The sequence below is a fragment of the Streptococcus sp. OMI750 genome, from assembly GCF_047463895.1.
Classification (GTDB): Bacteria; Bacillota; Bacilli; order Lactobacillales; family Streptococcaceae; genus Streptococcus.
Genome location: NZ_JASHCZ010000002.1, coordinates 54,222 through 79,772, shown reverse-complemented (window position 1 = coordinate 79,772; position 25,551 = coordinate 54,222). Strand labels below are relative to the sequence as shown.

Genomic DNA, 25,551 nt, shown 5'->3' with positions numbered 1-25,551 from the left:
TAAACTATTTATTTTATCACTATTTAATCATTTTTTTAGAGGTTTGACAACTAAAACGACTTAACGAAAAACGGTACAAACAGCTTCTGGAACATAGAAGTCGTGGGATAAAAGGGTCAACTTTCCGCTAGCAGGATCGCGCTTGAAGATAGTAGCATTTGGTGAATCTTGATGGGCTACAATCAGATGATTTTGATCCGGACTTAGAGTGAAATCGCGTGGATTGAGTCCATGTGTTGGAACAATTTCAATCAGTTCGATGCTGCCATCTGCCAAAACTTGAAAGACAGCGATCGAGTTATGAGCCCGGTTAGAAGCGTAGAGGAATTTTCCATCAGCTGAGAGTTTAATGGCTGCTGCCCATTTTTGTCCCTCGTAGTCGGAAGGAAGAGTAGAGACGGTTTGGAAATGTTCGAACTCTCCCATTCCATCGTAGAAGAGCACGTCAATGGTAGCGTTTAATTCATTGATCAGATAGGCAGTCTTATAATGGGGATGAAAAACAAGGTGGCGAGGTCCTGCACCGGGTGCTGTTTGATACTGATTGATCAGCCTTAGTTTTCCTTCCTCGCTAAGATCGTAGACATGTAAACTATCGGTTCCTAGATCACACGTGATCAGGTACTGATCTGGAGTCAGATCGGCATAGTGGGTATGCGGACTGGCTTGGTTGGCGTGAGGACCGCTTCCTTGGTGAGTGTCTTGATCGACAAAGGTTAAGCTACCATCAGCTTCTTGTTTGTATACGAGAACCTGTCCCTTGTGATAGTTTGCCCCATAAACCAGTTGACGTTTGTCATCGACAGAGACATAGCAGAGTGGTGCTCCGTCTTCAACAACGTGATTGAGCGGTTGAAAATCGGCTGTAAAACTAGCAATCCCTCCTTTGCCATCTTCAGCTCCTACACTATAAAGGTTCCCTTTTTTAGAAAAAGCGATATAGGTTGGATTGGGCTCAGCTGCAAGGAGTTTAAGATCGCTCAATGATCCTGTTTCAGGGTCAAATGCGGCCTTGTAAATTCCTTTGGATTCTTTTTTGGTATAGGTTCCGAAATAAATAGATTGAGACATAGGTCACCTCGTATGATTTGTTAGGTTTATTATATCAAAGGTCCTATTGGAAGGCAATTGCTAGTTGAAGAAGGGAGAGGTCTTTCTTATTTTACAAGTTTTTTCGTAACTTCACGCTCAAAAAATGCTAAAATAGAAACAGATTGAAATGAAAAGGAGTTCCCTGTGGATAATAAAGAAAAACAGTTTAGTATGTCCTGGTTTTTTAGATGGTTTTTAGACAATAAGGCCATCACCGTGTTTTTAGTTACCTTGCTCTTGGGTCTGAATCTTTTGGTCTTGAGTAAAATTACCTTTATTTTTATACCGATTTTTGAGTTTGCAGGAGCCGTCATGCTGCCAGTCATTATTTCTGGCTTGCTTTATTACTTGCTCAACCCTATTGTCGACTTTCTTGAAAGAAAAGGAATCAAGCGGATTTTTGCGATTTCCTTCGTCTTTTTCTTGATTGCAGTCCTCTTGGTATGGGGGCTAGCCGTCGTGATTCCAGCTGTTCAACGACAAGTCATTAGTTTCTTTCATAATTTACCAACTTATTTAGAGAAGGCCAATGCGACCATCGATGATTTTCTAGACAACCGCGTCTCCTCTGATATTAAACCCCAGTTGGATGAGATCACCAAGGAACTGTCTGCTAATATTACTTCTTGGGGTAGTTCTATCTCTGGTCGGGCGGTCAACTGGGTCAGCAACTTGATCGGAGTGGCATCTCAAGTCATTGTTGCCTTGATCATCATGCCTTTTATTGTCTTTTATCTTCTTCGGGATGGAAAAAATTTAAAGGGTCATATTGTTCGTTTTTTGCCAACTAAGATTCGGAAATCAGCTGAACAAGTTCTCTCAGATGTCAATACCCAGCTCTCCAACTATGTTCGAGGACAAATTACGGTAGCCATAGTTGTAGCGATAATGTTTATCCTCTTCTTTAAAATCATTGGCTTGCGCTATGCAGTGACACTTGGGATCTCTGCGGGGATTTTGAATTTGATCCCTTACTTAGGTAGTTTTTTGGCTATGTTGCCTGCTATGGTCTTAGGTTTGGTGGCAGGACCGGAGATGTTTATCAAGGTTTTGATTGTATTTGCCGTGGAGCAAACTATTGAAGGACGTTTTGTATCGCCTTTGGTTTTGGGCAGTCAGTTGAATATTCATCCGATTACCATTTTATTTGTTCTCTTGACTTCAGGATCTATGTTTGGAATTTGGGGAGTCTTTCTTGGGATTCCAGTCTATGCATCCGCTAAGGTTGTCATTGGAGCCATCTTTGAATGGTACAAGGTAGTCAGTGGCTTGTATGAAGAAAATCATGAATTAGTAGAGGAAAAACACAGTGAATCATAGTCAACGAATGGTAGAGGCTCTCGAAATACAAGAGTTGGAAGAGGCTGAAATTCAATTTCAAAAGGCCTTGATCGAGGATGAGGCTGCAGACTTATTGGATTTGGGCCAATACCTTGAGAGCATCGGTTTTTACCCTCAGGCAAAAGAAATCTATCAACAAATTGCCCCAACCTATCCGGAGGTATATCTGAGTTTGGCAACCATTCTTGCTGAAGATGGTCAAATGGAAGAGGCCTTTGCTTACTTAGAAGAAATTGGCCCTGAGTCAAACTGGTATGTGGCGAGTCTGTTGGTTAAGGCGGACCTGTATCAGCTGGAAGGCTTAGCCGATGTGGCGCGTGAAAAATTAGTCCAAGCAGCCAGTCTGTCGGATGATCCCATCATTCAATTAGGGCTAGCTGAAATTGATCTGGAATTGGAACGCTACCAAGAGGCTATTCAAGAGTATGCCCAGTTGGACAATCGAGAAATTTTGGAAGCGACAGGAATTTCTACCTATCAACGGATCGGTTTTGCCTATGCCAATCTTGGTAAATTTGAAGCTGCTGTTCCCTTCTTAGAGAAAGCTCTGGATATTGAGTTTGATGACCAGATTGCTTACGAATTAGCGACCTTATTGTCTGACCAAGAAGAATTTCAAAAAGCCCTGATCTACTACAAACAAATTGATACCTTGTCGCCTGATTTTGAGGGCTATGAGTATGGTTATGCCTTGGCTTTACAGGCTGAAAATGACCGTGAAAAAGCGCTTGAGATTGCTAAACAAGGGATTCAGAAGAATCCATTTGATGCCCAATTGAAGCTCCTTGCTTCTCAGCTTTCATATGAACTTCACCAGCCTAAGCAAGCGGAAGCTTACCTGTTAGAAGCCAAAGAAGTGGCGGATGACCTGGAAGAGATTGTTCTTCGCCTCACGACGCTTTATATAGAACAGGAACGGTTTGACGAAGTCCTAGCTTGGCAAACAGAAGAAGTCGAAAACCTTGTGACCAAATGGAACATTGCACGTGCTTTGGCTGCCTTAGAGAAAACAGAAGAGGCCGTTTCAGCCTACCAAGAGCTCTACGAGGACTTAAAGGATAATCCAGAATTTCTGGAAGCCTATGTGTATGTGTTGCGTGAAGCTGGAGATGTGACGCGGGCGCGTGAAGTGGCCAAGCACTATTTGGCGATTGTTCCAGATGATGTGCAAATGCAATCCATCTATGATAGCCTTGAATGAAAACCAAGTAGTAAAGTTTCGGAACAGTTTATGGTATACTGGTAGAAGATAGAATGAGGAGAGAAACATGGAACCGGTGAAACTTTTTCAATACAATACTTTGGGTGCCCTGATGGCAGGTCTTTATGGGGGCTCATTTACGATTGGTGAGCTTTTAGAACATGGAGATCTGGGAATTGGGACTCTGGATTCTATTGATGGAGAGTTGATCGTATTAGATGGTAAGGCATATCAGGCCAAGGGCTCTGGCGACCATCCTGAAATTGTCGAAGTTTCTCCTGATGCCAAGGTTCCATATGCAGCCGTAGTTCCTCACCAGGCAGAAGTGATTTTTCGGCAACGCTTTGAAATGACGGATGAGGAATTAGAAGCGCGCATTGAGTCTTATTACGATGGGGAGAATCTTTTTCGCTCCATCAAGATTCGTGGTGACTTTGCCAAGATGCATGTCCGTATGATTCCAAAATCTACACCAGAGATGAAATTTGCGGAAGTAGCAACCCATCAGCCAGAGTATACACGGGAAAACGTGACAGGAACCATCGTCGGTTTTTGGACCCCAGAAATTTTCCACGGTGTCAGCGTGGCCGGCTATCATTTGCATTTTATTTCAGATGATTTCACCTTTGGTGGCCATGTGATGGATTTTGTCATCTCAGAAGGGATTGTAGAGGTGGGGGCTATCGATCAGCTGGATCAACGTTTCCCAGTCCAAGACCGTCAGTACCTCTTTGCCAAATTCAATGTTGATGAAGTGAGACAAGACATTCATAAAGCAGAATAAAAAGGTTGAGCGATGCTCAACCTTTTATTTTTGAAATCAATCAGCTAGTTTCATGGCTTTGATTTTTTCTTCTTCCGGAGTAACCCGCAGGGTCTTCTGGCCGGTATAGGTGACAAAGCCAGGTTTTCCACCGGTTGGTTTATTGAGTTTCTTAGCTTCGATCATATCGACTTGGACTAGATTTGACAGCCGGGCCTTGGAGTAGTAGGCGGCCAATTCTGCAGCGTCGGTTTTCACTTCATCCGTTGGATCGAGATTTCCTGTAATGACGACGTGGCTACCTGGGATATCCTTGGCATGGAACCAGAGCTCGTCTTTTTTAGCGATCTTAAAGGTCAATTCATCGTTTTGGAGATTGTTGCGCCCGACTAAAATAATGGTTTTCCCGTCAGAAGCTAAATACTTCTCTGGTTTTTTGCGTTTGTGGATCTTTTCTCGGTTGCGTCGTTTGATGAAGCCAGTTTGGATCAGCTCTTCTCGGATCTCAGCGACTTCAGAAAGGCTTGCTAGGGCAAGGGCTGTTTCAACCGTTTCGAGATAGGAAATGGTCTCCTTGGTTTCTTGAATCAGGAAGGTTAAATGTTTGACGGCTTCTTTTAATTTCTGGTAACGCTTGAAGTAGCGTTGGGCATTTTGGTTGGGGGTTAGTGCCTTGTTGAGTTGGATGGTGATCGGTTCGTTGGTATAGTAATTGTCTAGGACAACCTGATCTTGGTCGTTGGGTACCTGATGGAGGAAGGTGGTCAGTAATTCCCCTTTTTGGCGAAACTCTTCCGCATTGTCGGTCGCTGCTAACTCAGCTTCTTGTTTACCTAATTTTTTTCGGTTCTTTTCAAGATCGTTTTCGACCTTCCGGATCAATTCGCTGGCCTGTTGTTGCACCCGATCGCGCTCAGCCTTGTCTCGGTAATAGTCATCCAGTAGATCTGAAAGTGTCTCAAAAGTTTGACTAGTGGCATCTTCAAAGGGAATAGCTGAGAAGGATTTGGTTGTTAAGCGAGGCTCAGTTGGAGCTTGGAAAAAGGCACGGAAGGTTCTTAATTTTTCATCCGTCTCAAGTCTCTTGGCCAATTCTTGAGCCGTATCTCGGCCAAGCCCTTGGGAACATTTTTGAAGGTTCTTAGGGCTTAGTTCTTCCTTGTGAAGAAGGGCAAATAGGGCTTCATCTCCAATTGTAAAAGGATTAACCGCGTCGGTTTTCGGAGGAGCTACATAGGTTGATCCAGGGAGAATGGTCCGATAGCTATTTTGTGAGAAGCCGACGTGTTTGATGGCTTCAATGATTTTATTGCTGGTGCGATCCAGGAGGATAATATTGCTGTGCTTGCCCATGATTTCGATCATGAGGCTGACGGAAATAGCATCACCGATTTCGTTTTTATTGGAAACACGGATTTCGAGGATCCGGTCGTTGTCCAATTGCTCAATTCCTTCAATGACAGCGCCTTGAAGATACTTGCGCATGACCATAATAAAGGTATTGGGAAAGGCTGGGTTTTCAAAGTTGGTCTGGGTCAGTTGGATTCGCCCGAAGACAGAATGGGCAGAGAGCAAGAGTTTTTGGTTTTTCCGATTGCCTCGGATTTGGAGCACCAATTCTTGCTCGAAGGGTTGGTTAATTTTTTGAATGCGACCACTCAAGAGTTGGGCCTTCAATTCTTGCACCATATGGTGTAAAAAAAATCCATCAAAAGACATGGGATTCCTCATCATTCTAGCTGTTATTCTAGTAAATTATATCAAAAATAGATCGGAAATCCTAGAAAGAAGCAAGAGGATGTAGAATAGAAAATGCGAACGTTTCCAAAAAAAATACTGAAAAAGTATTGACATTTTTGAAAGAAAACTTTAAAATGTAAGAAATTAGAAAAGTAGTAAATGAAAGTTTCAAGAGAGCCCACGGTTGCTGAGAGTGGGTAGCGGCAGTTTATGAAATTGGACTAATGATGAGATGAATTTGAAACAATAAAAATTCGGTTGGCACACCTTATCGTGCAACTTGTTGCTAGACAAGACAGAGATATGGGGAGAGACTATCCTTTTCCCATAAGTGAGGTGGCACCGCGATGACACGTCCTCACATAGCTTTTGCTATGTGTGGGCGTGTTTTTTTGTTTTAGATGAGAAGGGAGAAAAGATATGAAGAAACGATGGCGTCGCATTCTTTAGAGGATGAAAAATAGAAGAAAATGAAAAAATAGAAGAGGTAGTAAAATGAAAAATAAACGGTTAATGGGAATTATTGGTTTGATTGCAGCAGCAGTCATTGGGACAGCGATCTATTCAGCTACAGCAGGCAAGGACAACAAGGTAGCAACTAGCAATGAAAAGGCTAAAGTAGGCGTCTTGCAGTTGGTCAGCCACCCTTCGCTTGATTTGATTTACAAGGGAATTCAAGATGGTTTGGCTGAAGAAGGTTATGACAAGGACAAAGTGGACATTGATTTCCTCAATGCAGAAGGGGACCAAAATAAAGTTGCAACTATGAGTAAACAATTGGTAGACAAGGATAACCAAGTCTTGATTGGAATCGCAACCCCATCTGCTCAAGGTTTGGCCAGTGCAACCAAAGACAAACCAATTGTCATGGGAGCCATCACCGATCCAGTCGGTGCAAACTTGGTCAAAGATTTGAAAAAACCAGGTGGCAATATCACAGGGGTATCTGACCACAATCCAACGGAGCAACAATTGAAATTGATCAAAGAATTGACTCCGAACGTGAAAACAATCGGTGCCCTTTACTCAACCAGTGAAGACAATTCTAAATCTCAAGTAGAAGAATTTACAAAATTGGCTGAAAAAGCAGGCTTCAAGGTGATTCCTTACTCTGTACCTTCAACAAACGAAGTTGCTTCAACAGTTTCTGTCATGACTGGTAAAGTCGATGCCATCTGGGTTCCAATCGATAATACCATCGCATCAGCCTTCTCAACTGTTGTTGAAGCCAACAAAACAGCTAAAAAACCAATCTTCCCAAGTGCGACAGCCATGGTAGAAGCGGGTGGCCTTGCTTCAGTCGTTGTCGACCAACATGATCTTGGGGTAGCAACTGGTAAAATGGCTGCCAAGATCTTGAAAGGTCAAAAACCTGCAGACACACCTGTTGAAATCTTTAGCCAAGGAAAATCTGTCATCAATAAAAAAGTCGCAGATGAATTGGGCATTACTATTCCAGAATCTGTCTTGAAAGATGCTGGACAAGTCATTAAATAAAAAGAAAACGAATCACAAGAGTGGCAGGAGAATTTGGCTTTGATAGGTCTTTTAATCGGGACCTTTGAGGGGAAAGAAATGAAAGTCAAGCTAACGGATCTTCATCCGACCCAACTATACTTATCAGAAAAGAAGTTGCAAGCTATCCAGATGCTTGATCAGTCGGCAGAAATCATCAATATGGATCCAATTAGTATTCTTACATTTGGAAATCGCTTCTTGATTACAGACGGGCATCACAGGGCTTATCAGGCTTTATTGGCAGGTCGGGATACGATTTCTGCTGAGTTTGATAGAGATGGTGGCGATGCCTTGTATGCTCTCTATGCGCAAGCTTGCGAGGAAAGAAAGATAGACTCTGTTTTGGATTTAAAACATCATATCTTACCTCAAGATGAGTATGCAGCAAAATGGTATAACTGGTGTGATGGTTTTAACCAAGCAGCAACTCTTCTATTGAAAGGGAAAGCAGATGAAACAGACAAGGCAAATAAATAATGCCCTGCGTCTTGTTTCTTTGTCTATTGAAATTAGTCTCATCTAACTTGTTTTTTAACTAAAAATCTGATAAACTAGAACGTAATTGAATAGAAATCTGCAAGACTAGTACCTCAAGGGAAGTGCAACAGGGAGAAGAGCCGTGACTGAAAGCTCTTTGCATGAAAGCTGAGTGAATTCACTTGCGCAAGGATTTAGAAATTAAGGTCTGAGTTTCAGATAAAAGACGGATGGTACCGCGTGTCAACGCTCCGAATATGGGTGTGGCGCGTGGTTTTTTCAATGTCTGAGTGAAGACCATGATGGAGGAAATATGTCAACGATTGAAGAACAATTAAAAGCGCTTCGGGAAGAAACGCTGGCAGCTTTGAAGCAGATCTCTGCTGAAAATAAAAAAGAGATGCAAGAGTTACGCGTCTCTGTCCTTGGGAAAAAAGGTTCCCTTACTGAAATCCTTAAAGGGATGAAAGATGTCTCTGCTGAAATGCGTCCGGTTATCGGAAAACACGTCAATGAAGCCCGTGATGTCCTTACCGCAGCTTTTGAAGAAACAGCTAAACTCTTGGAAGAAAAGAAAGTCCAAGCTAAATTGGCTAGTGAAAGTATCGACGTGACGCTTCCTGGTCGTCCGGTTGCTAGTGGTTACCGTCATATCTTGACCCAAACCAGTGAAGAAATCGAAGATATCTTTATCGGGATGGGCTATCAAGTCGTAGATGGCTTTGAAGTCGAAAAAGACTACTACAACTTTGAACGCATGAATCTTCCAAAAGATCATCCAGCGCGGGATATGCAGGACACCTTCTACATCACAGAAGAAATCTTGCTTCGGACCCACACGTCTCCAGTTCAAGCGCGGGCGATGGATGAGCATGACTTTAGCAAGGGACCTTTGAAGATGATCTCTCCAGGGCGTGTTTTCCGTCGGGATACAGATGATGCGACCCACAGCCACCAGTTCCATCAGATCGAAGGTTTGGTCGTTGGGAAGAATATTTCTATGGCAGATCTTCAAGGAACGCTTCAGTTGATCGTGCAAAAGATGTTTGGTGCAGAACGCCAAATCCGTCTGCGTCCTTCTTACTTCCCATTTACAGAGCCATCTGTTGAGGTCGATGTCTCTTGCTTCAAATGTGGTGGAGCGGGATGTAATGTATGTAAGAAGACAGGTTGGATCGAAATCATGGGGGCCGGTATGGTTCACCCACGCGTGCTTGAAATGAGTGGCATTGATGCAACCGTCTATTCAGGATTTGCCTTTGGTCTTGGGCAGGAGCGTGTAGCCATGCTTCGTTATGGAATCAATGATATCCGTGGCTTCTATCAAGGAGATGTTCGCTTCTCAGAACAGTTTAAATAATCATGTTAGTTAGAGTAAAAATCGATCAAGTACAGACCTTACGTGACCTAGAGGTGGAGACCTACCGGGATACCTTCGGTCCCTATATTGTTGAGAAAGATTTGGAAGACTACTTTTCCACGGTGCTCTCTTTGGAGCAAATCGAGAAGGATCTGCTAGATCCAGAATCCGAAACCTATTTTGTCCTCAATGAAGGTCAAGAAATCTGTGGTTTTCTTAAGATCAACTGGGGTCAAGCGCAGACCGAGCCAGTAGAGATGGACAAGTCCTTTGAGATTCAACGGATCTATGTCAAAAAGGAATTTCATGGGGCTGGTTTCGGTAAGGAAATGTTTACCTTTGCGCTGGATCAAGCCAAGAGCCGTGGCTTTGAATGGGCCTGGCTAGGTGTCTGGGAGCGTAATTTTAAGGCGCAAGATTTTTACTACCGCTTTGGTTTTGAACGATTTAGTGAACACCAGTATATAACCGGAGATACCGTGGATACAGACTGGTTGTTGAGAAAGAAATTGATCTAGAAGGAACAAGAAACTTCTATTCTAGAGAAGGGGAGGTTACTAGACCTACCTAAGCCAGCCTCGAGCTGGAAAACACAAAATGAAAGGATCTAAACTAGGGCTTAAGGAAATCTAGGAAAGTCATCTAGATTTCTACATGGCCCTTGGTATCTTACATATGTTAGTTAGTTATAAATGGTTAAAAGAATTGGTGGACATTGATGTACCATCACAAGAGTTGGCTGAAAAAATGTCAACCACAGGGATCGAAGTAGAAGGTGTGGAATCACCTGCTGCTGGTCTCTCAAAAATTGTCGTCGGAGAAGTCTTGTCTTGTGAAGATGTACCCGAAACACATCTTCATGTCTGCCAAGTCAATGTGGGTGAAGAAGAAGCCCGTCAGATCGTCTGTGGAGCGCCAAATGTGCGTGCAGGCATCAAGGTCATGGTGGCTCTTCCGGGTGCCCGTATCGCGGATAACTACAAGATTAAAAAAGGGAAAATCCGTGGCTTAGAGTCACTCGGAATGATCTGTTCACTTGGTGAATTGGGGATTTCTGACTCCGTTGTACCAAAAGAATTTGCAGATGGCATCCAAATCTTGCCAGAAGAAGCTGTTCCAGGTGAAGAAGTTTTCTCTTACCTCGACTTGGATGATGAAATCATCGAGCTTTCTATCACACCTAACCGTGCAGACGCTCTTTCTATGCGTGGGGTAGCTTACGAAGTAGCAGCTATCTATGACAAGGCAGTCAACTTCAAAGAATTTACTTTAACAGAAACAGACCAAGTTGCAGTGGATGCTCTTTCTGTCAGCATTGATACAGACAAGGCTCCTTACTATGCAGCTCGTATCTTGGACAATGTGACCATCGCACCAAGTCCACAATGGTTGCAAAACCTCCTCATGAACGAAGGCATCCGTCCCATTAATAATGTCGTCGACGTGACCAACTATATCCTGCTTTACTTTGGTCAGCCTATGCATGCCTTTGACTTGGATACCTTTGAAGGGACTGACATCCGTGTACGTGAAGCACGTGCTGGTGAGAAATTAGTGACCTTGGATGGGGAAGAGCGTGAGTTGGAAACAACTGATTTAGTGATTACTGTTGCTGACAAACCAGTAGCCCTTGCAGGTGTCATGGGTGGAGAGGCTACAGAAATCTCTGAAAACTCTAGCCGTGTCGTCCTTGAAGCCGCTGTCTTCAATGGTAAATCAATCCGCAAGACTAGTGGTCGCCTCAACCTTCGTTCAGAATCTTCTTCTCGCTTTGAAAAAGGCATCAACGTGGCAACCGTTAATGAAGCCCTTGATGCGGCAGCAAGCCTGATTGCTGAACTTGCAGGAGCAACTGTTCGTAAAGGTATTGTTTCAGCAGGTGAATTGGATACTTCTGATGTAGAAGTTTCTTCTACTCTTGCAGACGTTAACCGTGTTCTTGGTACGGAGCTTTCCTACGCGGATGTAGAGGATGTCTTCCGTCGCCTTGGATTTGGCCTTTCTGGAAATGCTGAAAGCTTTACTGTCAGCGTCCCTCGTCGCCGTTGGGATATCACTATCGAAGCGGACCTCTTTGAGGAAATCGCACGTATCTATGGCTATGACCGCTTGCCAACCAGTCTTCCAAAAGATGACGGGACAGCCGGTGAGTTGACAGCGACACAAAAACTCCGTCGTCAAGTTCGTAACATTGCAGAAGGTGCTGGATTGACAGAAATCATCACCTATGCACTGACAACTCCTGAAAAAGCAGTGGAGTTCACGACTGCACCAAGTAACTTAACGGAGCTCATGTGGCCAATGACTGTGGATCGTTCAGTCCTTCGTCAAAATATGGTTTCTGGTATCCTTGATACAGTTGCCTACAACGTAGCGCGTAAGAACAAAGACTTGGCTCTTTATGAGATTGGAAAAGTCTTTGAACAAACAGGTAATCCAAAAGAAGACTTGCCAAATGAAATCAACAGCTTTGCCTTTGCATTGACAGGTTTAGTCGCTGAAAAAGACTTCCAAACTGCAGCTGTTCCAGTTGACTTCTTCTATGCTAAGGGAATCCTTGAAGCCCTCTTTGCTCGCTTGGGTCTTGAAGCGACCTATACAGCAACGCAAGAGATCAAGAGTCTTCACCCAGGACGTACAGCCCTGATCTCACTTGGTGATCAAGTAGTCGGTTTCCTCGGTCAAGTGCACCCTGTGACGGCTAAGGCTTACGATATTCCAGAAACTTATGTAGCTGAGATCAACCTTTCAGCTATTGAAGAAGCCCTTCAACCAGCAGCAGCCTTTGTGGAAATTACTAAGTTCCCAGCAGTCAGCCGTGATATCGCTCTTCTCCTCAAAGCAGAAGTGACTCACCAAGAAGTGGTCGATGCCATCCAAGCTGCGGGCGTGAAACGTTTGACAGACATCAAACTCTTTGACGTCTTCTCAGGTGAAAAACTAGGTGTTGGAATGAAATCTATGGCCTACAGCTTGACCTTCCAAAATCCAGAAGATAGCTTGACTGACGAAGAAGTCGCTCGCTATATGGAAAAAATTCAAGCTTCCCTTGAAGAAAAAGTCGACGCAGAAGTGCGCTAAATCTAAAAAACATGAAACAGTTGAGAATTTCTCAGCTGTTTTTTTCTTCCAGGATTTGCAAGTTATAGGCCTTAAAACCCTATAAGAACAAAGAAATTCCTTTAAGTACTCAAAATATCTATGTCAACCATCCTTCTATTTTTGACAAATATTTTTATTTTTTTGTAAAATATACTTGTCAAAAAGAAAAAGAAGTGTTACAATGATTTCAGTTGAAATAAGGGGAGGTTTTCTTATGGGAGCTGTGTGGATTATTTTTATCCCTTTTCTGCTTATATTTTATGCAAGCTCAGAAAAGAAGATAAAAAGATTGAACAAACGCATCAGACGATTAGAAAAACAAGTGAAAGGAAATCAAGACATGTCTAGACTTTTAGAAGAATTGAAAGGCCAAACGGCCACTGTTACAGTAGATGGTGTTGGATTTGAGTATGAAATTATAGATATCGATGAAGATTGGGTCAAACTGACTCGTGTGAATCATAAACAACAGAGGGAAACCAAATTAGTCCGCATCGAAGATATTCAAGGTATTCAACTATAAGGGGGCGAAAGCCATGATTTTAAAAAATCGACTGAAAGAGCTGAGGGCGCGTGATGGGCTCAACCAATCCGAGCTAGCCAAGCTAGCAGGAGTCTCGCGCCAGTCCATCAGTCTCTTGGAGCGGGGGGAATACACCCCCTCGGTTATCATTGCGATCACCATCGCCCAAATTTTCAAGGAACCGGTGGAGAATGTCTTTAGTCTAGTAGAGGGAGAGGAATAAAAATGAAAAAGCAACAACAAGAACGATCTGATCGTTACCGTTTTTGGAGAAATGTCGGAATCATCATAGGTTCCGGCTTGATTGGAGGAGTCATTGGTTTTTTGACAGGCATGTTTGGATCCGAAAAGCCCCTTGAAATCCAATCCTTCTTTAGTAAAGAGGTGCTCCTTTTGGGCTCAGTAGTTTTATTCTTGGTCGTGTTTATGATCACGATGGTCCTATTGATGCGGGTAAGTAAACTTCATTACAAGATTCTCCAAATAGAAGACGAGGATGAAGCCTATCACTATGATATCCAGAAGGAAAAACTGTATGGGTTAGCGACCATCTTTAAAGGAATCATGATCTTACCATACTTTTTTATTATCATCTTTTATATTCAATTGGTGAATTTGGATAAACCTGCGGCTTTTATCTTTGGACCTTTTACCATGCTCTATCTTTTTCTTGCCTTGATTGTCCTATTTTTCCTAGTGGGTATCTTCTATCGTAAGACCTTTAACTTGGTTTATGGGAAACCGATTCCCCGCAATGCCGATGCCAAGGAAATGCGTGAATTTATGATGAGTATGATGGATGAGGCAGAAAAACAGATAAACTACGAGGAAAATTTCGAAGTGGTGGTTAAGTTAAGCAATTATATCTTGCCGAGCCTTCTCCTTGCTCTCCTCCTCATTGGGGTTGCCTTCAAAACGGATATCCTCTTAGCTTTGTTCGTCGTATCCATTCTCTATATTTATATCCTTATTTCACAATACAAAATTACCAAACGTTATTATAAAGAGTAAAGGAGTCATCCATGTTAGAAATTAGAAATTTAGAAAAAAGCTTTGGCAAGAAGCAGGTCTTGTTCGGCATTGACTTGACTGCGAAAAAAGGATCCATCTTAGGTTTGATCGGGAAGAACGGAGCAGGGAAGACCACTATCTTCCATAGTATCCTCCGCTTCCTTGACTACAGCGGCGATATCCAATTGGATGGCAAAGCAATCAGTCAAGAAACCTATAAGGAAATTGGTTATCTACCAGAAGAGCGGAGCCTCATGCCTAAGTTGACCATCTATGAGCAAGTCCGTTACCTTGCAAATCTCAAAGGCATGTCAACTGCTGAGGTCAAAGAGAAACTTCCGATCTGGATGGAAAAACTCCAAGTAAAAGGGAAATTAACTGATAAGATTAAGAGCCTCTCAAAAGGGAATCAGCAAAAGGTTCAATTGATCATTACCATGATCCATGAGCCAAAATTGATCATCTTGGATGAGCCGTTTAGTGGACTGGATCCTGTTAATACAGAAGTCCTCAAGCAGGTCATCTTTGAAGAAAAAGAACGCGGTGCGACTATTATCTTCTCGGACCACGTCATGACCAATGTGGAAGAACTCTGTGATGAGTTGGTCATGATTCGTGATGGATCCGTGATCCTCTCAGGTCCTGTACAAGAAGTTCGTAATAGCTTTGGCAAGACTCGTCTTTTCGTATCCAATGACTTCAGTAAAGAGGAGTTGGAAGCCTTGCCTCATGTGACTAAAGTGACTATGACCAAGCAAGGTCTATGGAAGTTGGTCTTGGATGATGAGACAGCAGGTCCAGACCTCTTTGACCAGTTGACCAAGGGGCGCTATCTAGCAACCTTTGACCAACAAGCCCCAACCATTGATGAAATCTTTAAATTAGAATCAGGAGTAGAAGTATGAAACAGATGCTGATTGTTATCAAAGAAACTTATTTACGCCAAGTGAAATCATGGAGCTTTTTACTGATGGTGCTTACTCCCTTTCTCTTCTTCGGATTGACGATTGGAGTGAACTATTTCGTCGGATCTTCTACATCTGCGAAAAGCAACATCGCCTTGATTACAGATCAAGCTCCTGTCAAGGAAGTCTTGAAAGGGACCGATGGCTTGTCCTTTGACTATAAGGATGAAGCAGCAGCTAAGAAGGCCATGAAAGAGGAAGAAATCAAGGGAATCCTCACAGTTGAAGAAAAGGATGGCCAGCTAGAGGCTCGCTACCAGAGTGAGGATGCCATGAAGCCAGGTTTCAAAGCAATCCTTATGGCTAAATTGAGTCAGGTCCAACAAATGCTCAATGTTTCTAAAGCGGATTTAAGCCAAGAGCAGTTAGCAGCCCTTTCGCAACAGGTCTCATTGATTGAAAAAATTGATGAGAAGAAAGAAGGGCTGAAAATGGTGCAGACCGTGGTAGCTGGAGGAATCGGTTTTCTTATCTACATGATTCTGATGTTTTATTCAGGTATCACTGCTCAAGAGGTAGCCAGTGAAAAAGGGACCAAGATTATGGAAGTGGTCTTCTCAAGCATTCGCGCAACTCACTATTTCTATGCTCGCATGATTGGTCTTTTCGGAGTCATTTGTACTCATATTGGTATCTATGCAGTCGGATTGGGAGGCGTTTGGATTTTTAGAGACTCCATTCCTCTTGTGAAAGATATCTTATCTCCAGACTCTCCTATCACCCAACATATTGGACAATCCATTTCCTTGAATACCTTATTCTTGATCATTCTTGGAATCTTCATGTACGTGGTTCTTTCAGCTTTCCTAGGTTCAACAGTTGCTCGTCCAGAAGATACAGGAAAAGCGATTTCGCCACTGATGATGTTAGTGTTCTTTAGCTTCTTTGGAGTAACCACCTTGGGTAGTGCAGGAGATGTCCTTCTGTTGAAGATTGGATCATACATTCCATTCATTTCAACCTTCTTCATGCCATTCCGTACCATCAATGGCTATGCAAGTGGACTTGAATCATGGGGATCATTCGGAATTGCCTTGGCCTTCACGCTCCTCGGCACCATGATCATTGGAAAAATCTATTCTAGCCTCATCTTACAAACGGATGACCTAGGCTTGGTCAAAACAGTCAAAAAAGCTTTGAGTTATCGCTAAAAGAGACACCTTCAGTGGATACTGGGGGTGTTTTGCTCTGTGAAATCATTGCTGTTTGGTCTTCTTTCCTTTATAATGAAGGAAGAATGAAAAGGAGGCGGACATGAACTATATTGAGTTTACTGAAAATGAGCGTCTGTCCACGATTGTCCTTGGGATGATGCGGATCAGTCAGATGAGTGAAGATGAGGTGGAGGCCTTGGTGGAGGCAGCCTTGTCGATTGGGATCAACACCTTTGACATGGCAGATATCTATGGCGATGGCCAGTGTGAGGTCCTGCTGGGGAAGGTTCTCAAGCGCCGTCCAGATCTTCGGGACCAGATGTGGATTCAGTCCAAGTGTGGGATTCGCAAAGACGGCTTTACCTATTTTGATTTTTCGAAGGACTATATTTTGGACTCCGTCGATGGCATCCTCGAGCGTCTGCAGATCGAGCGCTTAGATAGTCTCCTCCTTCACCGACCGGATGCCCTCATGAAGCCGGAAGAAGTGGCGGCAGCTTTTGATCACTTGGAGAAAGCGGGCAAGGTCCGTCATTTTGGGGTGTCCAATCAAAATCCTATGATGATGGAATTGCTCAAAACAGCTGTCAAACAACCACTCAAGGTCAACCAGTTGCAGTTGAGTGCCGCCTTTACGCCTAGCTTTGAAGCCGGTTTTCATGTCAACATGGAAGGGCCAAAAGCAGCCGTGCGAGATGGCAGTGTCTTTGAGTATTGTCGTTTAACTGATACGGTGATTCAAGCCTGGTCTGTCCTCCAGCATGGCTATTTCAAGGGGAATTTTGTGGGCAAGGAAGAGTTTGCGGCCCTCAATCACGTCCTCAATGACTTGGCGAAAAAATACCAAGTCACTCCGACAGCCATTGCCCTTGCTTGGGTCCTCCGCTATCCGGGTAAGATGCAGGCTGTCATCGGAACGACCAAACCCCAGCATATCCTTGAAGCGGGGAAAGCAGCAACAGTCACTCTAACGCGCAAGGAATGGTACCAAATCTACTTGGCGGCGGGAAATGATTTGCCTTAGAATCTTATTAGTAGACCAGACTTCACTTGTATCAGTGGGCTGGTCTTTTGTTTTATACTTTACGAATTTTTCTTGACAAGTCTTACTTTGTTATGGTATTCTTTATGCAACAAGTGTTGCGCAACGTTTGTTGCGTGAAAGGAGTCTTATGCCACCCAAGGTTAAATTTAGTAAAGAGGCTATCATTGGGACAGCTTTACAATTGGTGAGAGAAGAGGGCCTGGCTAGTTTGACGGCTCGAGCATTAGCAGAGAAACTGGGAGCCACGCCAAGGGTCATTTTTGGGCAATTTGCTAATATGGCTGAGTTACAAGCAGAGGTTATTGTTGCTGCGGAAATGGTAGTGGTGGGGTATATTCGCAAGGCCTTAGAAGATGAGAAACCTTTTCGATCTGTCGGGGTTGCTTATATCCTCTTCGCCTCAAAAGAGCCCCAACTCTTTCAATTGCTTTTCCAAAATCCTAGCAAAGATCCGATTCGTCGCTTTCAAGATTTTCTTCCCATGAAGGATCATAGTTACCAATTAGTTCTGGATTCGATTGTCGCAGACTATCCTTTGACGTTAGAGGAGGCTAGTCGCCTGTACCAGCATTTATTTATCTACTCACACGGAATGGCCTTTATGGTTGCTTCTAGTATTTATCAGTTCAGCATGGAAGAAGTGATTGGTTTATTGACAGAAGTTTGTCAATCTCTCATCAAAGAAATGGTAGGAAAGAAATGATTCAACTAGAAAATGTTCACAAAAGTTACGGTCAAACCAAGGTTTTAAAAGGGATTGATTTGCAGATTCAAGACCAGGATGATGTGGTTATCCTAGGTCCTTCTGGATCAGGAAAGTCAACCCTCTTAAACGTATTATCCGGATTAGAAAAGGTAGATGAGGGGCATATTCTCATTCAAGGACAGGATTTGTCTCAACTCACTGATGCTCAATTGACAGCCTTTAGACGTGAGAAGATAGCCTTTATTTTTCAGCAGTATTATTTATTACCGAATCTGACGGTTAGACAGAATGTAAAGATGGGAGCTGACCTGGCAAGCAATCATGATTTTTTGCAGATTATCGAGGATTTGGGGCTTGGTGATAAGCTGGACAAGTATCCAAGTGAATTGTCTGGTGGGGAACAGCAGAGAGTCTCCATTGCCCGTGCCTTGGCCAAAAAGCCAGAGATTCTTTTCTTAGATGAGCCGACGGGGGCCCTGGATGAAGAAACAGGGCGCAAAATTCTCGACTATATCTGGAAGTTGAAGGAAAAGCTAGGCTTTACCTTAATCATGGTGACACACAACCAAAATATTGCGGATATGGGCAGAACCATCATTCGCGTCAATAGTGGCAAGATTACCCAAGTTGTGACCAACGATCAGCCTCAGAATGCCTATGAGATTGGATGGTAAGCCATGTTTTCAGTAAAAGATATTCGAAAATTAGTTGTCGTCAGTATCATCGGAGCTTGTGCGGTCTTTGTGGCCAATCTCTTCTTGAATTTTTATCTGGATATCGAGCAGTTGGAGATTTCTAAAACCAATCCCATGATTACGACCTACTATGATGCCCAGGTTTCGCTTTCCTGGATGGTGGCCATGGTCAGTGGGGTCGTCTTGTCCTTGACGTCGATCCTTCTCATGTGTTTTTATATCAAACAATTTGTCGATGACCACAAGGAACAATTAGGGATTTTAAAGGCTTTGGGCTATAGCAATGGCCAGTTGGCGAAACGATTTTGGGCTTTTGGACTCAGTTTTGGAGTTGGAGCACTTCTTGGCTATTTCGCTTCTTTTCTAATGATGGGGCATTTTTATGACTTTCGCAATGAGAAGGGGATTTTGCCAGACATTACCATTCATTTTCACTGGCAGCTCTTGGTTGCTTTAGTGATACTGCCAACGACCTTCTTTATGGTCCTTGCGATTGCTTATGCTAGAAGACAACTACAAACGCCGGCCCTTCGCTTATTGAAAAAATCTCCAAGTCCAATCAAGGTCAAAAGGAGAAAAAGTGCTCCTAAGAAAGAGAAATCCTTCCTAAAAGAGCTGTCTTCGTCGCTGATTTGGGGGAGAAAATCGATCCTGTTTTTTGTGGTTTTTGGCTCCATGTGTTTCGCGGCCATGGTTCAATTGTCTTTTGGGCTAAGGGACTACACAGATGACATCATCCAAACGATGATGATTATGATTGGTTTGATCCTTTCTTTCTCGATCCTCTTTTTGTCATTGGGAATTGTGGTCTCAGAAAGTCGCGAAACCTTGGCCCTTATGAAGGCTTTTGGCTACACCGATCGTGAATGCCAAAGTCATATTCTCGCTCCTTATCGTTTCTGGGCTTATCTAGGATTTGCCCTTGGGACGGCTTATCAATATGGCATCATGGAAATCTTGATTGGTGTGATCAAAGACACCGTTCCTGAAAAGATTGAGCACAACTTTGACTGGAATGTGTGCTTTTGGACCTTGCTCGGTTTTGCGGTGATTTATGAAAGCCTCTTTTATCTATCCAACAGAAAACTCCAAAAACAAACCATCAAAGAAGTGCTCTTAGCTGAATGATCAGAAAAGGTTGGGTTTCCCAGCCTTTTTCTTGTGCAAGTCATTGACAAGGGAGGGCTTTTCCGCTATTCTAGGGGAATGAAAGAAAAGGAAAGGGATGGAGATGAAACGGAGTTATTGGCAGGAACTGAAGGGGGCCTTTTACTTAATCTGGCGTAACAAATGGTCCTTTATCGCGATTGGGATTTTGCTACAATTTGTCGTTGGTATTGGGGCTGCGACCTTGAGTTGGCTCTTTCAACTGGCAGTCTTGCTTGCGGGTCAGGCCAATATCGATAAGAACAACTTGGTCTCTGTGATGAGCCATCCCTTGAGCTTGCTGGCTCTTTTGGTCTTTATCATGGTCTTTGCTTTCTTGTTTATGCTGGAAATGCGGACCCTGATTTCGGTTATTTACCTGTCGCGAACCGATCGGCACTTGTCCTTTAAAAAGGTGTTAGGCCAATCATTTGGTCGCTTGAAGGATCTAGTGGGGAGAAACCTGCTTTACTTTCTGCTCTATCTCCTTTTGACCTTGCCTGTCGCAGGGGTTTTGATTGGATCGACCCTGACAGATGGGCTTTTTATTCCAACCTTTATCACAGGGGAGTTTGAAAAGACTACGATGGGCTCCATCGGGCTCTTAGTGGTGCAGCTGACCCTTATCTATCTCAATCTTCGCCTCATCTATACGGTTCCTAACCTAGTGGTAGAGGAGCTGCCATTTGGTCGTGCCTTGAAAAAAAGCTGGAGCATGACCAAAAGAGGAAGCTTTCGTCTCTTATGGAGAATTCTGTCCTTTGAGTTTCTCTTAACCTTTCTAGGGATTTTGCTGGTCTTGGGTCTGGTCTTTACCTTGATGGTGATCGATAAAGAGGGGCAGTATTTCTGGGTGGAGACCATCTTTTTGGTCTTGATTCGGACCTTCCTGTTTATTTTTACAGTCTTGACAAAGGTGGGATCGCTCGGCATCATCTTGGATTCTGCATGGGAAGTACCGAGCCGTTCCGTCATGCGCTCCAAAGGCAGTCGAAAGATGAAGGGGCTCTTTGCTCTGACAGTGGTCTTTCTCATGGTCCAATCGGGGATTTCAGCTTTTGAACTGGCAACCCTAAAAGTCAATGATCAGATCAAGCTCATCGCCCATCGAGGAGACGTCTCTAAAGGGGTAGAAAATTCCCTGGAAGCCTTAGAAGCAGCAGCCAAGGGAAAGGCGGCTTATGCAGAGATGGATATTCTTCTCACCAAGGACCATCAATTTGTCGTCCTGCATGACTACAATCTCAAGCGCCTTGCTGGGGTGGACAAGGATGTGAAAGATATGACCCTAGCTGAGGTGCAAGGCCTCAAGATTCAGCAGGATGGTCACACGAGTCATATCCCTTCTTTTGAAGAATATGTTAAACGGGCCAAAGAATTGAAGATGAAGCTCTTGGTCGAGCTTAAGCCTCACGGTACAGAACCGGAAAACTACGTGGATCTTTTCGTCCAGAAGATGCGGGACTTGGGGATCGAGAAAGACTATCCGGCTATGTCTTTGGATCTGTCGGTCATGGAAAAGGTCGAGAAAAAAGCTCCTGAGATCAAGACTGGCTATGTTATTCCCATTCAATTTGGTCGCTTTGAGAATAATTTGGTAGACTTCTTTGCGATTGAAGACTTTTCTTATCAGGAGGAATTGGTGACCCAGGCCCATGAGATGAAAAAAGAGCTCTATGTCTGGACCATCAATGACAAGCAGAAGTTGACCAAGTATTTGCAACAACCCATTGATGGCTTGATTACGGATGAATTGACAGAGGCTCAAAGATTGAAAAAAGATTTGAAACAAAACAAGTCCTACTTTGATCGCGTCTTAAATCTTGTCGCTACGTCTAAGGAAGAATAAGAGGCACTCTGCTTTAAAGGTTTCTCAAAATAGGAGAAGCCTTTTTAGCTGACTTAAATCTTGCTTTTTTTGTGAAATTAGTATACAATGATACTTAATTAGTATACATGCGTAATCCCTAGGGTCTTTCCCTCAGGGAATTTTGTGTGTTTTGACCTATTTTTCGGTGGGAAAAAGCTTTGCTTCTCCCGCAGAAAAAAGTATGAAAAACTTTGGAGGTAATGATGATTCGATCCTTAATTTCCGAGATCAAGGAATTCAAGAAGCCCTCGATTTTGGCTTCCTTGTTCATGGTCTTTGAAGTCATGTTTGAGATTTCGATTCCCTTTGTCATGGCGAGTCTATTGGACCAGGGTGTTCAACAAAGAAACATGAACAATATCCTATTTTACGGTGGGCTCATGCTGGTCTGTGCCTTTCTCTCCCTCTTTTGTGGGATGCAGTCTGCCCGTTATGGTGCCTATGCTTCAGCTGGTTTTGCTAAAAACCTTCGTCGGGCCATTTTCAAAAAGGTTCAAACCTTCTCATTTGAAAATATTGACCAGTTCTCATCTGGTGGTCTGGTTACTCGGATGATGACGGACGTGACCAATGTGCAAAATGCCTATCAAATGGTCATCCGGATCTGTGTACGGGCACCGCTCAATTTGATTTTTGCCATTGCGGCCTGTTTTTTGATCAACCCGGAAATGGCTATGATCTTTGTCTATGTGACCATCTTTTTGGCAGCTGTTCTAAGCATCATCATGAAGATTGTTTATCCGCTCTTTACAGAAGTGTTTGAATCCTATGACAATCTTAACAACAGCATTCAGGAAAACATTACCAATATGCGAGTGGTGAAGTCTTACGTTAAAGAAGCCGACGAAACGGTTAAATTCCAAAAAGCTTCCCGCCGGATTTACAACATGTTTATGAAGGCAATCCGTATCGTTGTCTTTAGTAGCCCAGCTATGATGCTTTCCATGTATGCTTCCTTCCTTTTGATCTCTTGGATTGGGGCACATCTGATCGTTGGTGGCCAACTCTCTACTGGGAATTTGACTTCTATGTTTAGCTACACCATGACCATTCTCATGTCGCTCATGATGTTTATGATGATCTTTGTCATGCTGTCAATTTCTATGGCCTCTGTCGAGCGGATCAATGAAGTCTTGACGACCAAAGCGACGATTGTCTCCCCAGAAAATGGAATCAAAGAAGTTGCAGATGGATCCATCAACTTTGAAGATGTGACCTTTGCCTATACTGATGAGAATGGCGACAAGACCCATGTCTTGCAAGGAATTAACCTTTCCATTCGTTCAGGGGAAGTCATTGGTATCTTAGGGGGGACAGGATCAGGGAAGTCTAGTCTAGTACAGTTGATTCCTCGTCTCTATGATGTCGAGTCTGGTCGGGTGACAGTAGCAGGCCACGATGTCAAAGAATACGATCTTGATTCCCTTCGTAAGCAAGTGGCCATGGTTCTTCAGACCAATGTTCTTTTCTCTGGTACGATTAAAGAAAATATGCGCTGGGGAAATAAAGATGCGACGGATGAAGAGATCATCGCAGCTTGTAAGATTGCCCAAGCCGATGAATTTATTCAAGATTTCAAAGAGGGTTATGACACCATGATTGAGCGTGGGGGATCCAATGTCTCCGGTGGACAGCGCCAACGTCTCTGTATTGCGCGTGCTCTCCTCATGAATCCGAAGATCTTGATCTTGGATGATTCGACTTCAGCGGTCGATACCAAGACAGATAGTTTGATCCGTCAAGGATTGGCAAGGAGCTTGAAAGAGACTACCAAAATTATCATTGGTCAACGGATATCCTCTATTCAGGATGCAGATCGTATCATCGTCATGAATGATGGGCAAATCGATGCCATCGGTAGCCACGAGGAATTGCTTGCCAATAATGCCATCTACCAAGAAGTATATGAAATGCAAACACAAGGGAAAGGAGTAGCAGATGAAAACTAAGAAAAAAGCAAATCTAGGTTCACTCCTTCGCCTACTGGACTTCCTATGGAAAAACTACAAGCTGTCCTTGATTGTTTCCTTTATCTTAATCATTCTATCGTCTCTTGCGACGGTCAATGTGATAGCTTCGATTCAGTCCTTGGTCGACGTCTATGTGGAGCCCATGCTGTCGTCCAACAGCCATGACTTTGGACCGCTCTTGTCCTTCTTGACAAGGGTTGGTTTGATCTGTTTGATCGGGGTCCTTGCCAACTATGGCTTTACCTTGATTATGGCGACCATTTCACAAGACTCGCTTAGAAGCCTTCGGAATCAGTTGTTTGCTCGCATGCAAAAACTGCCCGTTCGCTACTTTGATACCCACCAACACGGGGACATCATGTCTATCTATACCAATGACATTGACGCTCTTCGCCAAGCGATTGAACAATCCATTCCCCAACTTTTATCCTCAGCGATTATGATCCTTGGGGTAACGATTACCATGCTGACCGTCAGTCCGCTCTTGTTCTTAATTGTTCTGATTATGGTCATCGTTATGTTCTTTATTATCAAGGATGTTTCTGGCAAGTCCGGCCGTTACTTTGGGGCCCAACAAAAGAACTTAGGGATCGAAAATGGCTTTATTGAAGAAATGATGTCGGGTCAAAAGGTGGTCAAGGCCTTTGTCCACGAAGCAGAAAGCATCGAGGATTTTGATCGGATCAATGACCAACTCTTTGAATCTTCTTACCAAGCCAATCGCTATGCCAATGTTCTCATGCCGATTCTTGGGAACCTAGGAAATGTTTCCTTTGTTCTGACATCCTTGATCGGTGGGATCATTGCCCTCAATGGCATCGGTGGTTTAACCATTGGTGGTCTCATGGCCTTCTTACAATTGAACCGCTCCTTCACGGGTCCCATTGCCCAGGTCTCTCAACAATTGAACTTTGTCCTGATGGCCTTGGCTGGTGGAGATCGTATCTTTGATCTTTTGGACGAAGAAGAAGAAGTCGACCAAGGAAAAGTGACGCTGGTCAATTATGAACTGGTCGATGGAGAAATGGTCGAAACCGATCAGAAAACCAACAAATGGGCTTGGAAACACCCGCGTCCAAATGGAGATTACCAGCTTGTCAAGATGGTCGGAAATGTGGTCTTTGATGATGTTGATTTCTCTTATGATGGGAAGAAACAAATCCTTCATGGCATCAACTTGTACGCGGATAAGGGTCAAAAAGTGGCCTTTGTCGGTGCGACTGGTGCAGGGAAGACAACCATCACCAACTTGATCAACCGCTTCTATGATATCCAATCCGGAATGATTACTTATGATGGGATCGATATCAAATTGATTGAGAAAGATTCTCTTCGTCGTTCCCTCGGAATCGTTCTTCAAGATACCCACTTATTCACTGGTACGATTGCGGAAAACATCGCTTATGGCCGTGCCGATGCAACGCGGGAGGAGATCCTTGAGGCAGCTCGGATTGCCAATGTGGATTCCTTTGTCAAACACTTGGATCAGGGCTATGAAACGGTCTTGACAGATGATGGGGCTGGCCTTTCAAATGGTCAACGACAATTGATCGCCATTGCCCGTGCAGCCCTTGCCAATGCGCCAGTCTTGATTCTGGACGAAGCGACGTCTTCCATTGACTCTCGGACAGAGAAGATGGTGCAAGAAGGGATGGACCGCTTGATGGAAGGTCGGACTGTCTTTGTCATTGCCCACCGTCTGTCGACGATTGTCAATTCCGATGTCATCATGGTGATGGACCATGGACGCATCATCGAGCGAGGCAACCATGCTTTCTTGATGGCAGAAAAAGGAACCTATCACCGTTTGTACACTGGTGGACTTGAAATTGATTAAGCTAAAAAAGCTTGAGCGTTGGCTCAGGCATAGAA

22 protein-coding genes and 1 other annotated feature are annotated in these 25,551 nt (G+C 43.6%); of the genes, 20 read left to right on the top strand and 2 right to left on the bottom strand.

Annotated elements, in window-relative coordinates:
• Window positions 1-60: 60 nt before the first annotated feature.
• Window positions 61-1,071, bottom strand: a complete 1,011-nt coding sequence (locus QM830_RS04945; RefSeq protein WP_414325834.1) for a lactonase family protein — start codon at window positions 1,069-1,071, stop codon at window positions 61-63.
• A 165-nt stretch (window positions 1,072-1,236) separates the two neighbouring features.
• On the opposite strand from QM830_RS04945, the gene QM830_RS04940 reads away from it, so the two are divergent.
• The 3 genes from QM830_RS04940 (at window position 1,237) to budA (ending at window position 4,418) form a co-directional block, all read left to right on the top strand.
• Window positions 1,237-2,412, top strand: coding sequence for an AI-2E family transporter (locus QM830_RS04940; RefSeq protein ID WP_414325833.1), 1,176 nt, complete (start codon window positions 1,237-1,239; stop codon window positions 2,410-2,412).
• Window positions 2,402-3,634 carry a tetratricopeptide repeat protein gene (locus QM830_RS04935; protein ID WP_414325832.1) on the top strand — a complete coding sequence of 411 codons (1,233 nt, stop codon included), beginning with the start codon at window positions 2,402-2,404 and terminating at the stop codon, window positions 3,632-3,634. Before QM830_RS04940 ends, QM830_RS04935 begins: the two co-directional genes overlap by 11 nt.
• A gap of 67 nt (window positions 3,635-3,701) precedes the next feature.
• Window positions 3,702-4,418: an acetolactate decarboxylase gene (gene budA / locus QM830_RS04930; RefSeq protein WP_414325831.1), complete on the top strand. Its 717-nt coding sequence runs from the start codon at window positions 3,702-3,704 to the stop codon at window positions 4,416-4,418.
• 36 nt (window positions 4,419-4,454) lie between these two features.
• Here budA and QM830_RS04925 read toward each other — a convergent pair whose 3' ends face one another.
• Window positions 4,455-6,116, bottom strand: coding sequence for an NFACT family protein (locus tag QM830_RS04925; protein ID WP_414325830.1), 1,662 nt, complete (start codon window positions 6,114-6,116; stop codon window positions 4,455-4,457).
• Window positions 6,117-6,267: 151 nt separating this feature from the next.
• Window positions 6,268-6,500, top strand: a binding site (T-box leader).
• Window positions 6,501-6,632: 132 nt separating this feature from the next.
• On the opposite strand from QM830_RS04925, the gene trpX reads away from it, so the two are divergent.
• The 17 genes from trpX (at window position 6,633) to QM830_RS04840 (ending at window position 25,516) form a co-directional block, all read left to right on the top strand.
• Window positions 6,633-7,634, top strand: coding sequence for a tryptophan ABC transporter substrate-binding protein (gene trpX, locus QM830_RS04920; protein WP_414325829.1), 1,002 nt, complete (start codon window positions 6,633-6,635; stop codon window positions 7,632-7,634).
• 78 nt (window positions 7,635-7,712) lie between these two features.
• Complete coding sequence (locus QM830_RS04915; RefSeq protein WP_414325828.1) at window positions 7,713-8,132, top strand: chromosome partitioning protein ParB; 420 nt, start codon at window positions 7,713-7,715, stop codon at window positions 8,130-8,132.
• Window positions 8,133-8,445: 313 nt separating this feature from the next.
• Window positions 8,446-9,492, top strand: a complete 1,047-nt coding sequence (pheS, locus tag QM830_RS04910) for a phenylalanine--tRNA ligase subunit alpha (protein ID WP_343093241.1) — start codon at window positions 8,446-8,448, stop codon at window positions 9,490-9,492.
• Between the two features lie 2 nt (window positions 9,493-9,494).
• Window positions 9,495-10,010: a GNAT family N-acetyltransferase gene (locus QM830_RS04905; RefSeq protein WP_343093240.1), complete on the top strand. Its 516-nt coding sequence runs from the start codon at window positions 9,495-9,497 to the stop codon at window positions 10,008-10,010.
• A gap of 157 nt (window positions 10,011-10,167) precedes the next feature.
• Complete coding sequence (pheT, locus tag QM830_RS04900; RefSeq protein ID WP_414325827.1) at window positions 10,168-12,573, top strand: phenylalanine--tRNA ligase subunit beta; 2,406 nt, start codon at window positions 10,168-10,170, stop codon at window positions 12,571-12,573.
• Between the two features lie 235 nt (window positions 12,574-12,808).
• The gene (locus QM830_RS04895; RefSeq protein ID WP_414326066.1) at window positions 12,809-13,117 is read left to right on the top strand and encodes a hypothetical protein; all 309 of its coding nucleotides are present in this window, start codon (window positions 12,809-12,811) and stop codon (window positions 13,115-13,117) included.
• Between the two features lie 13 nt (window positions 13,118-13,130).
• Window positions 13,131-13,340 carry a helix-turn-helix transcriptional regulator gene (locus QM830_RS04890; RefSeq protein ID WP_003002675.1) on the top strand — a complete coding sequence of 70 codons (210 nt, stop codon included), beginning with the start codon at window positions 13,131-13,133 and terminating at the stop codon, window positions 13,338-13,340.
• 2 nt (window positions 13,341-13,342) lie between these two features.
• A complete protein-coding gene (locus QM830_RS04885; protein WP_414325826.1) occupies window positions 13,343-14,128 on the top strand; it encodes a DUF3169 family protein in 786 nt (261 codons plus the stop codon).
• Between the two features lie 11 nt (window positions 14,129-14,139).
• Window positions 14,140-15,033, top strand: a complete 894-nt coding sequence (locus tag QM830_RS04880) for an ABC transporter ATP-binding protein (RefSeq protein WP_140814147.1) — start codon at window positions 14,140-14,142, stop codon at window positions 15,031-15,033.
• The gene (locus QM830_RS04875) at window positions 15,030-16,244 is read left to right on the top strand and encodes an ABC transporter permease (RefSeq protein ID WP_414325825.1); all 1,215 of its coding nucleotides are present in this window, start codon (window positions 15,030-15,032) and stop codon (window positions 16,242-16,244) included. Before QM830_RS04880 ends, QM830_RS04875 begins: the two co-directional genes overlap by 4 nt.
• A 103-nt stretch (window positions 16,245-16,347) precedes the next feature.
• Window positions 16,348-17,271 carry an aldo/keto reductase gene (locus QM830_RS04870; RefSeq protein ID WP_414325824.1) on the top strand — a complete coding sequence of 308 codons (924 nt, stop codon included), beginning with the start codon at window positions 16,348-16,350 and terminating at the stop codon, window positions 17,269-17,271.
• Between the two features lie 148 nt (window positions 17,272-17,419).
• The gene (locus QM830_RS04865) at window positions 17,420-17,995 is read left to right on the top strand and encodes a TetR/AcrR family transcriptional regulator (RefSeq protein ID WP_414325823.1); all 576 of its coding nucleotides are present in this window, start codon (window positions 17,420-17,422) and stop codon (window positions 17,993-17,995) included.
• Window positions 17,992-18,672 carry an ABC transporter ATP-binding protein gene (locus tag QM830_RS04860; RefSeq protein WP_414325822.1) on the top strand — a complete coding sequence of 227 codons (681 nt, stop codon included), beginning with the start codon at window positions 17,992-17,994 and terminating at the stop codon, window positions 18,670-18,672. Before QM830_RS04865 ends, QM830_RS04860 begins: the two co-directional genes overlap by 4 nt.
• A 3-nt stretch (window positions 18,673-18,675) precedes the next feature.
• Window positions 18,676-19,821, top strand: coding sequence for an FtsX-like permease family protein (locus QM830_RS04855; RefSeq protein ID WP_414325821.1), 1,146 nt, complete (start codon window positions 18,676-18,678; stop codon window positions 19,819-19,821).
• A 103-nt stretch (window positions 19,822-19,924) separates the two neighbouring features.
• Window positions 19,925-21,688 (top strand): glycerophosphoryl diester phosphodiesterase membrane domain-containing protein, encoded by a 1,764-nt coding sequence (locus QM830_RS04850; RefSeq protein ID WP_414325820.1) that lies wholly within the window; start codon window positions 19,925-19,927, stop codon window positions 21,686-21,688.
• A gap of 224 nt (window positions 21,689-21,912) precedes the next feature.
• Window positions 21,913-23,658, top strand: a complete 1,746-nt coding sequence (locus tag QM830_RS04845) for an ABC transporter ATP-binding protein (protein WP_414325819.1) — start codon at window positions 21,913-21,915, stop codon at window positions 23,656-23,658.
• Window positions 23,648-25,516 (top strand): ABC transporter ATP-binding protein, encoded by a 1,869-nt coding sequence (locus QM830_RS04840; RefSeq protein WP_414325818.1) that lies wholly within the window; start codon window positions 23,648-23,650, stop codon window positions 25,514-25,516. Before QM830_RS04845 ends, QM830_RS04840 begins: the two co-directional genes overlap by 11 nt.
• Window positions 25,517-25,551: the final 35 nt, after the last annotated feature.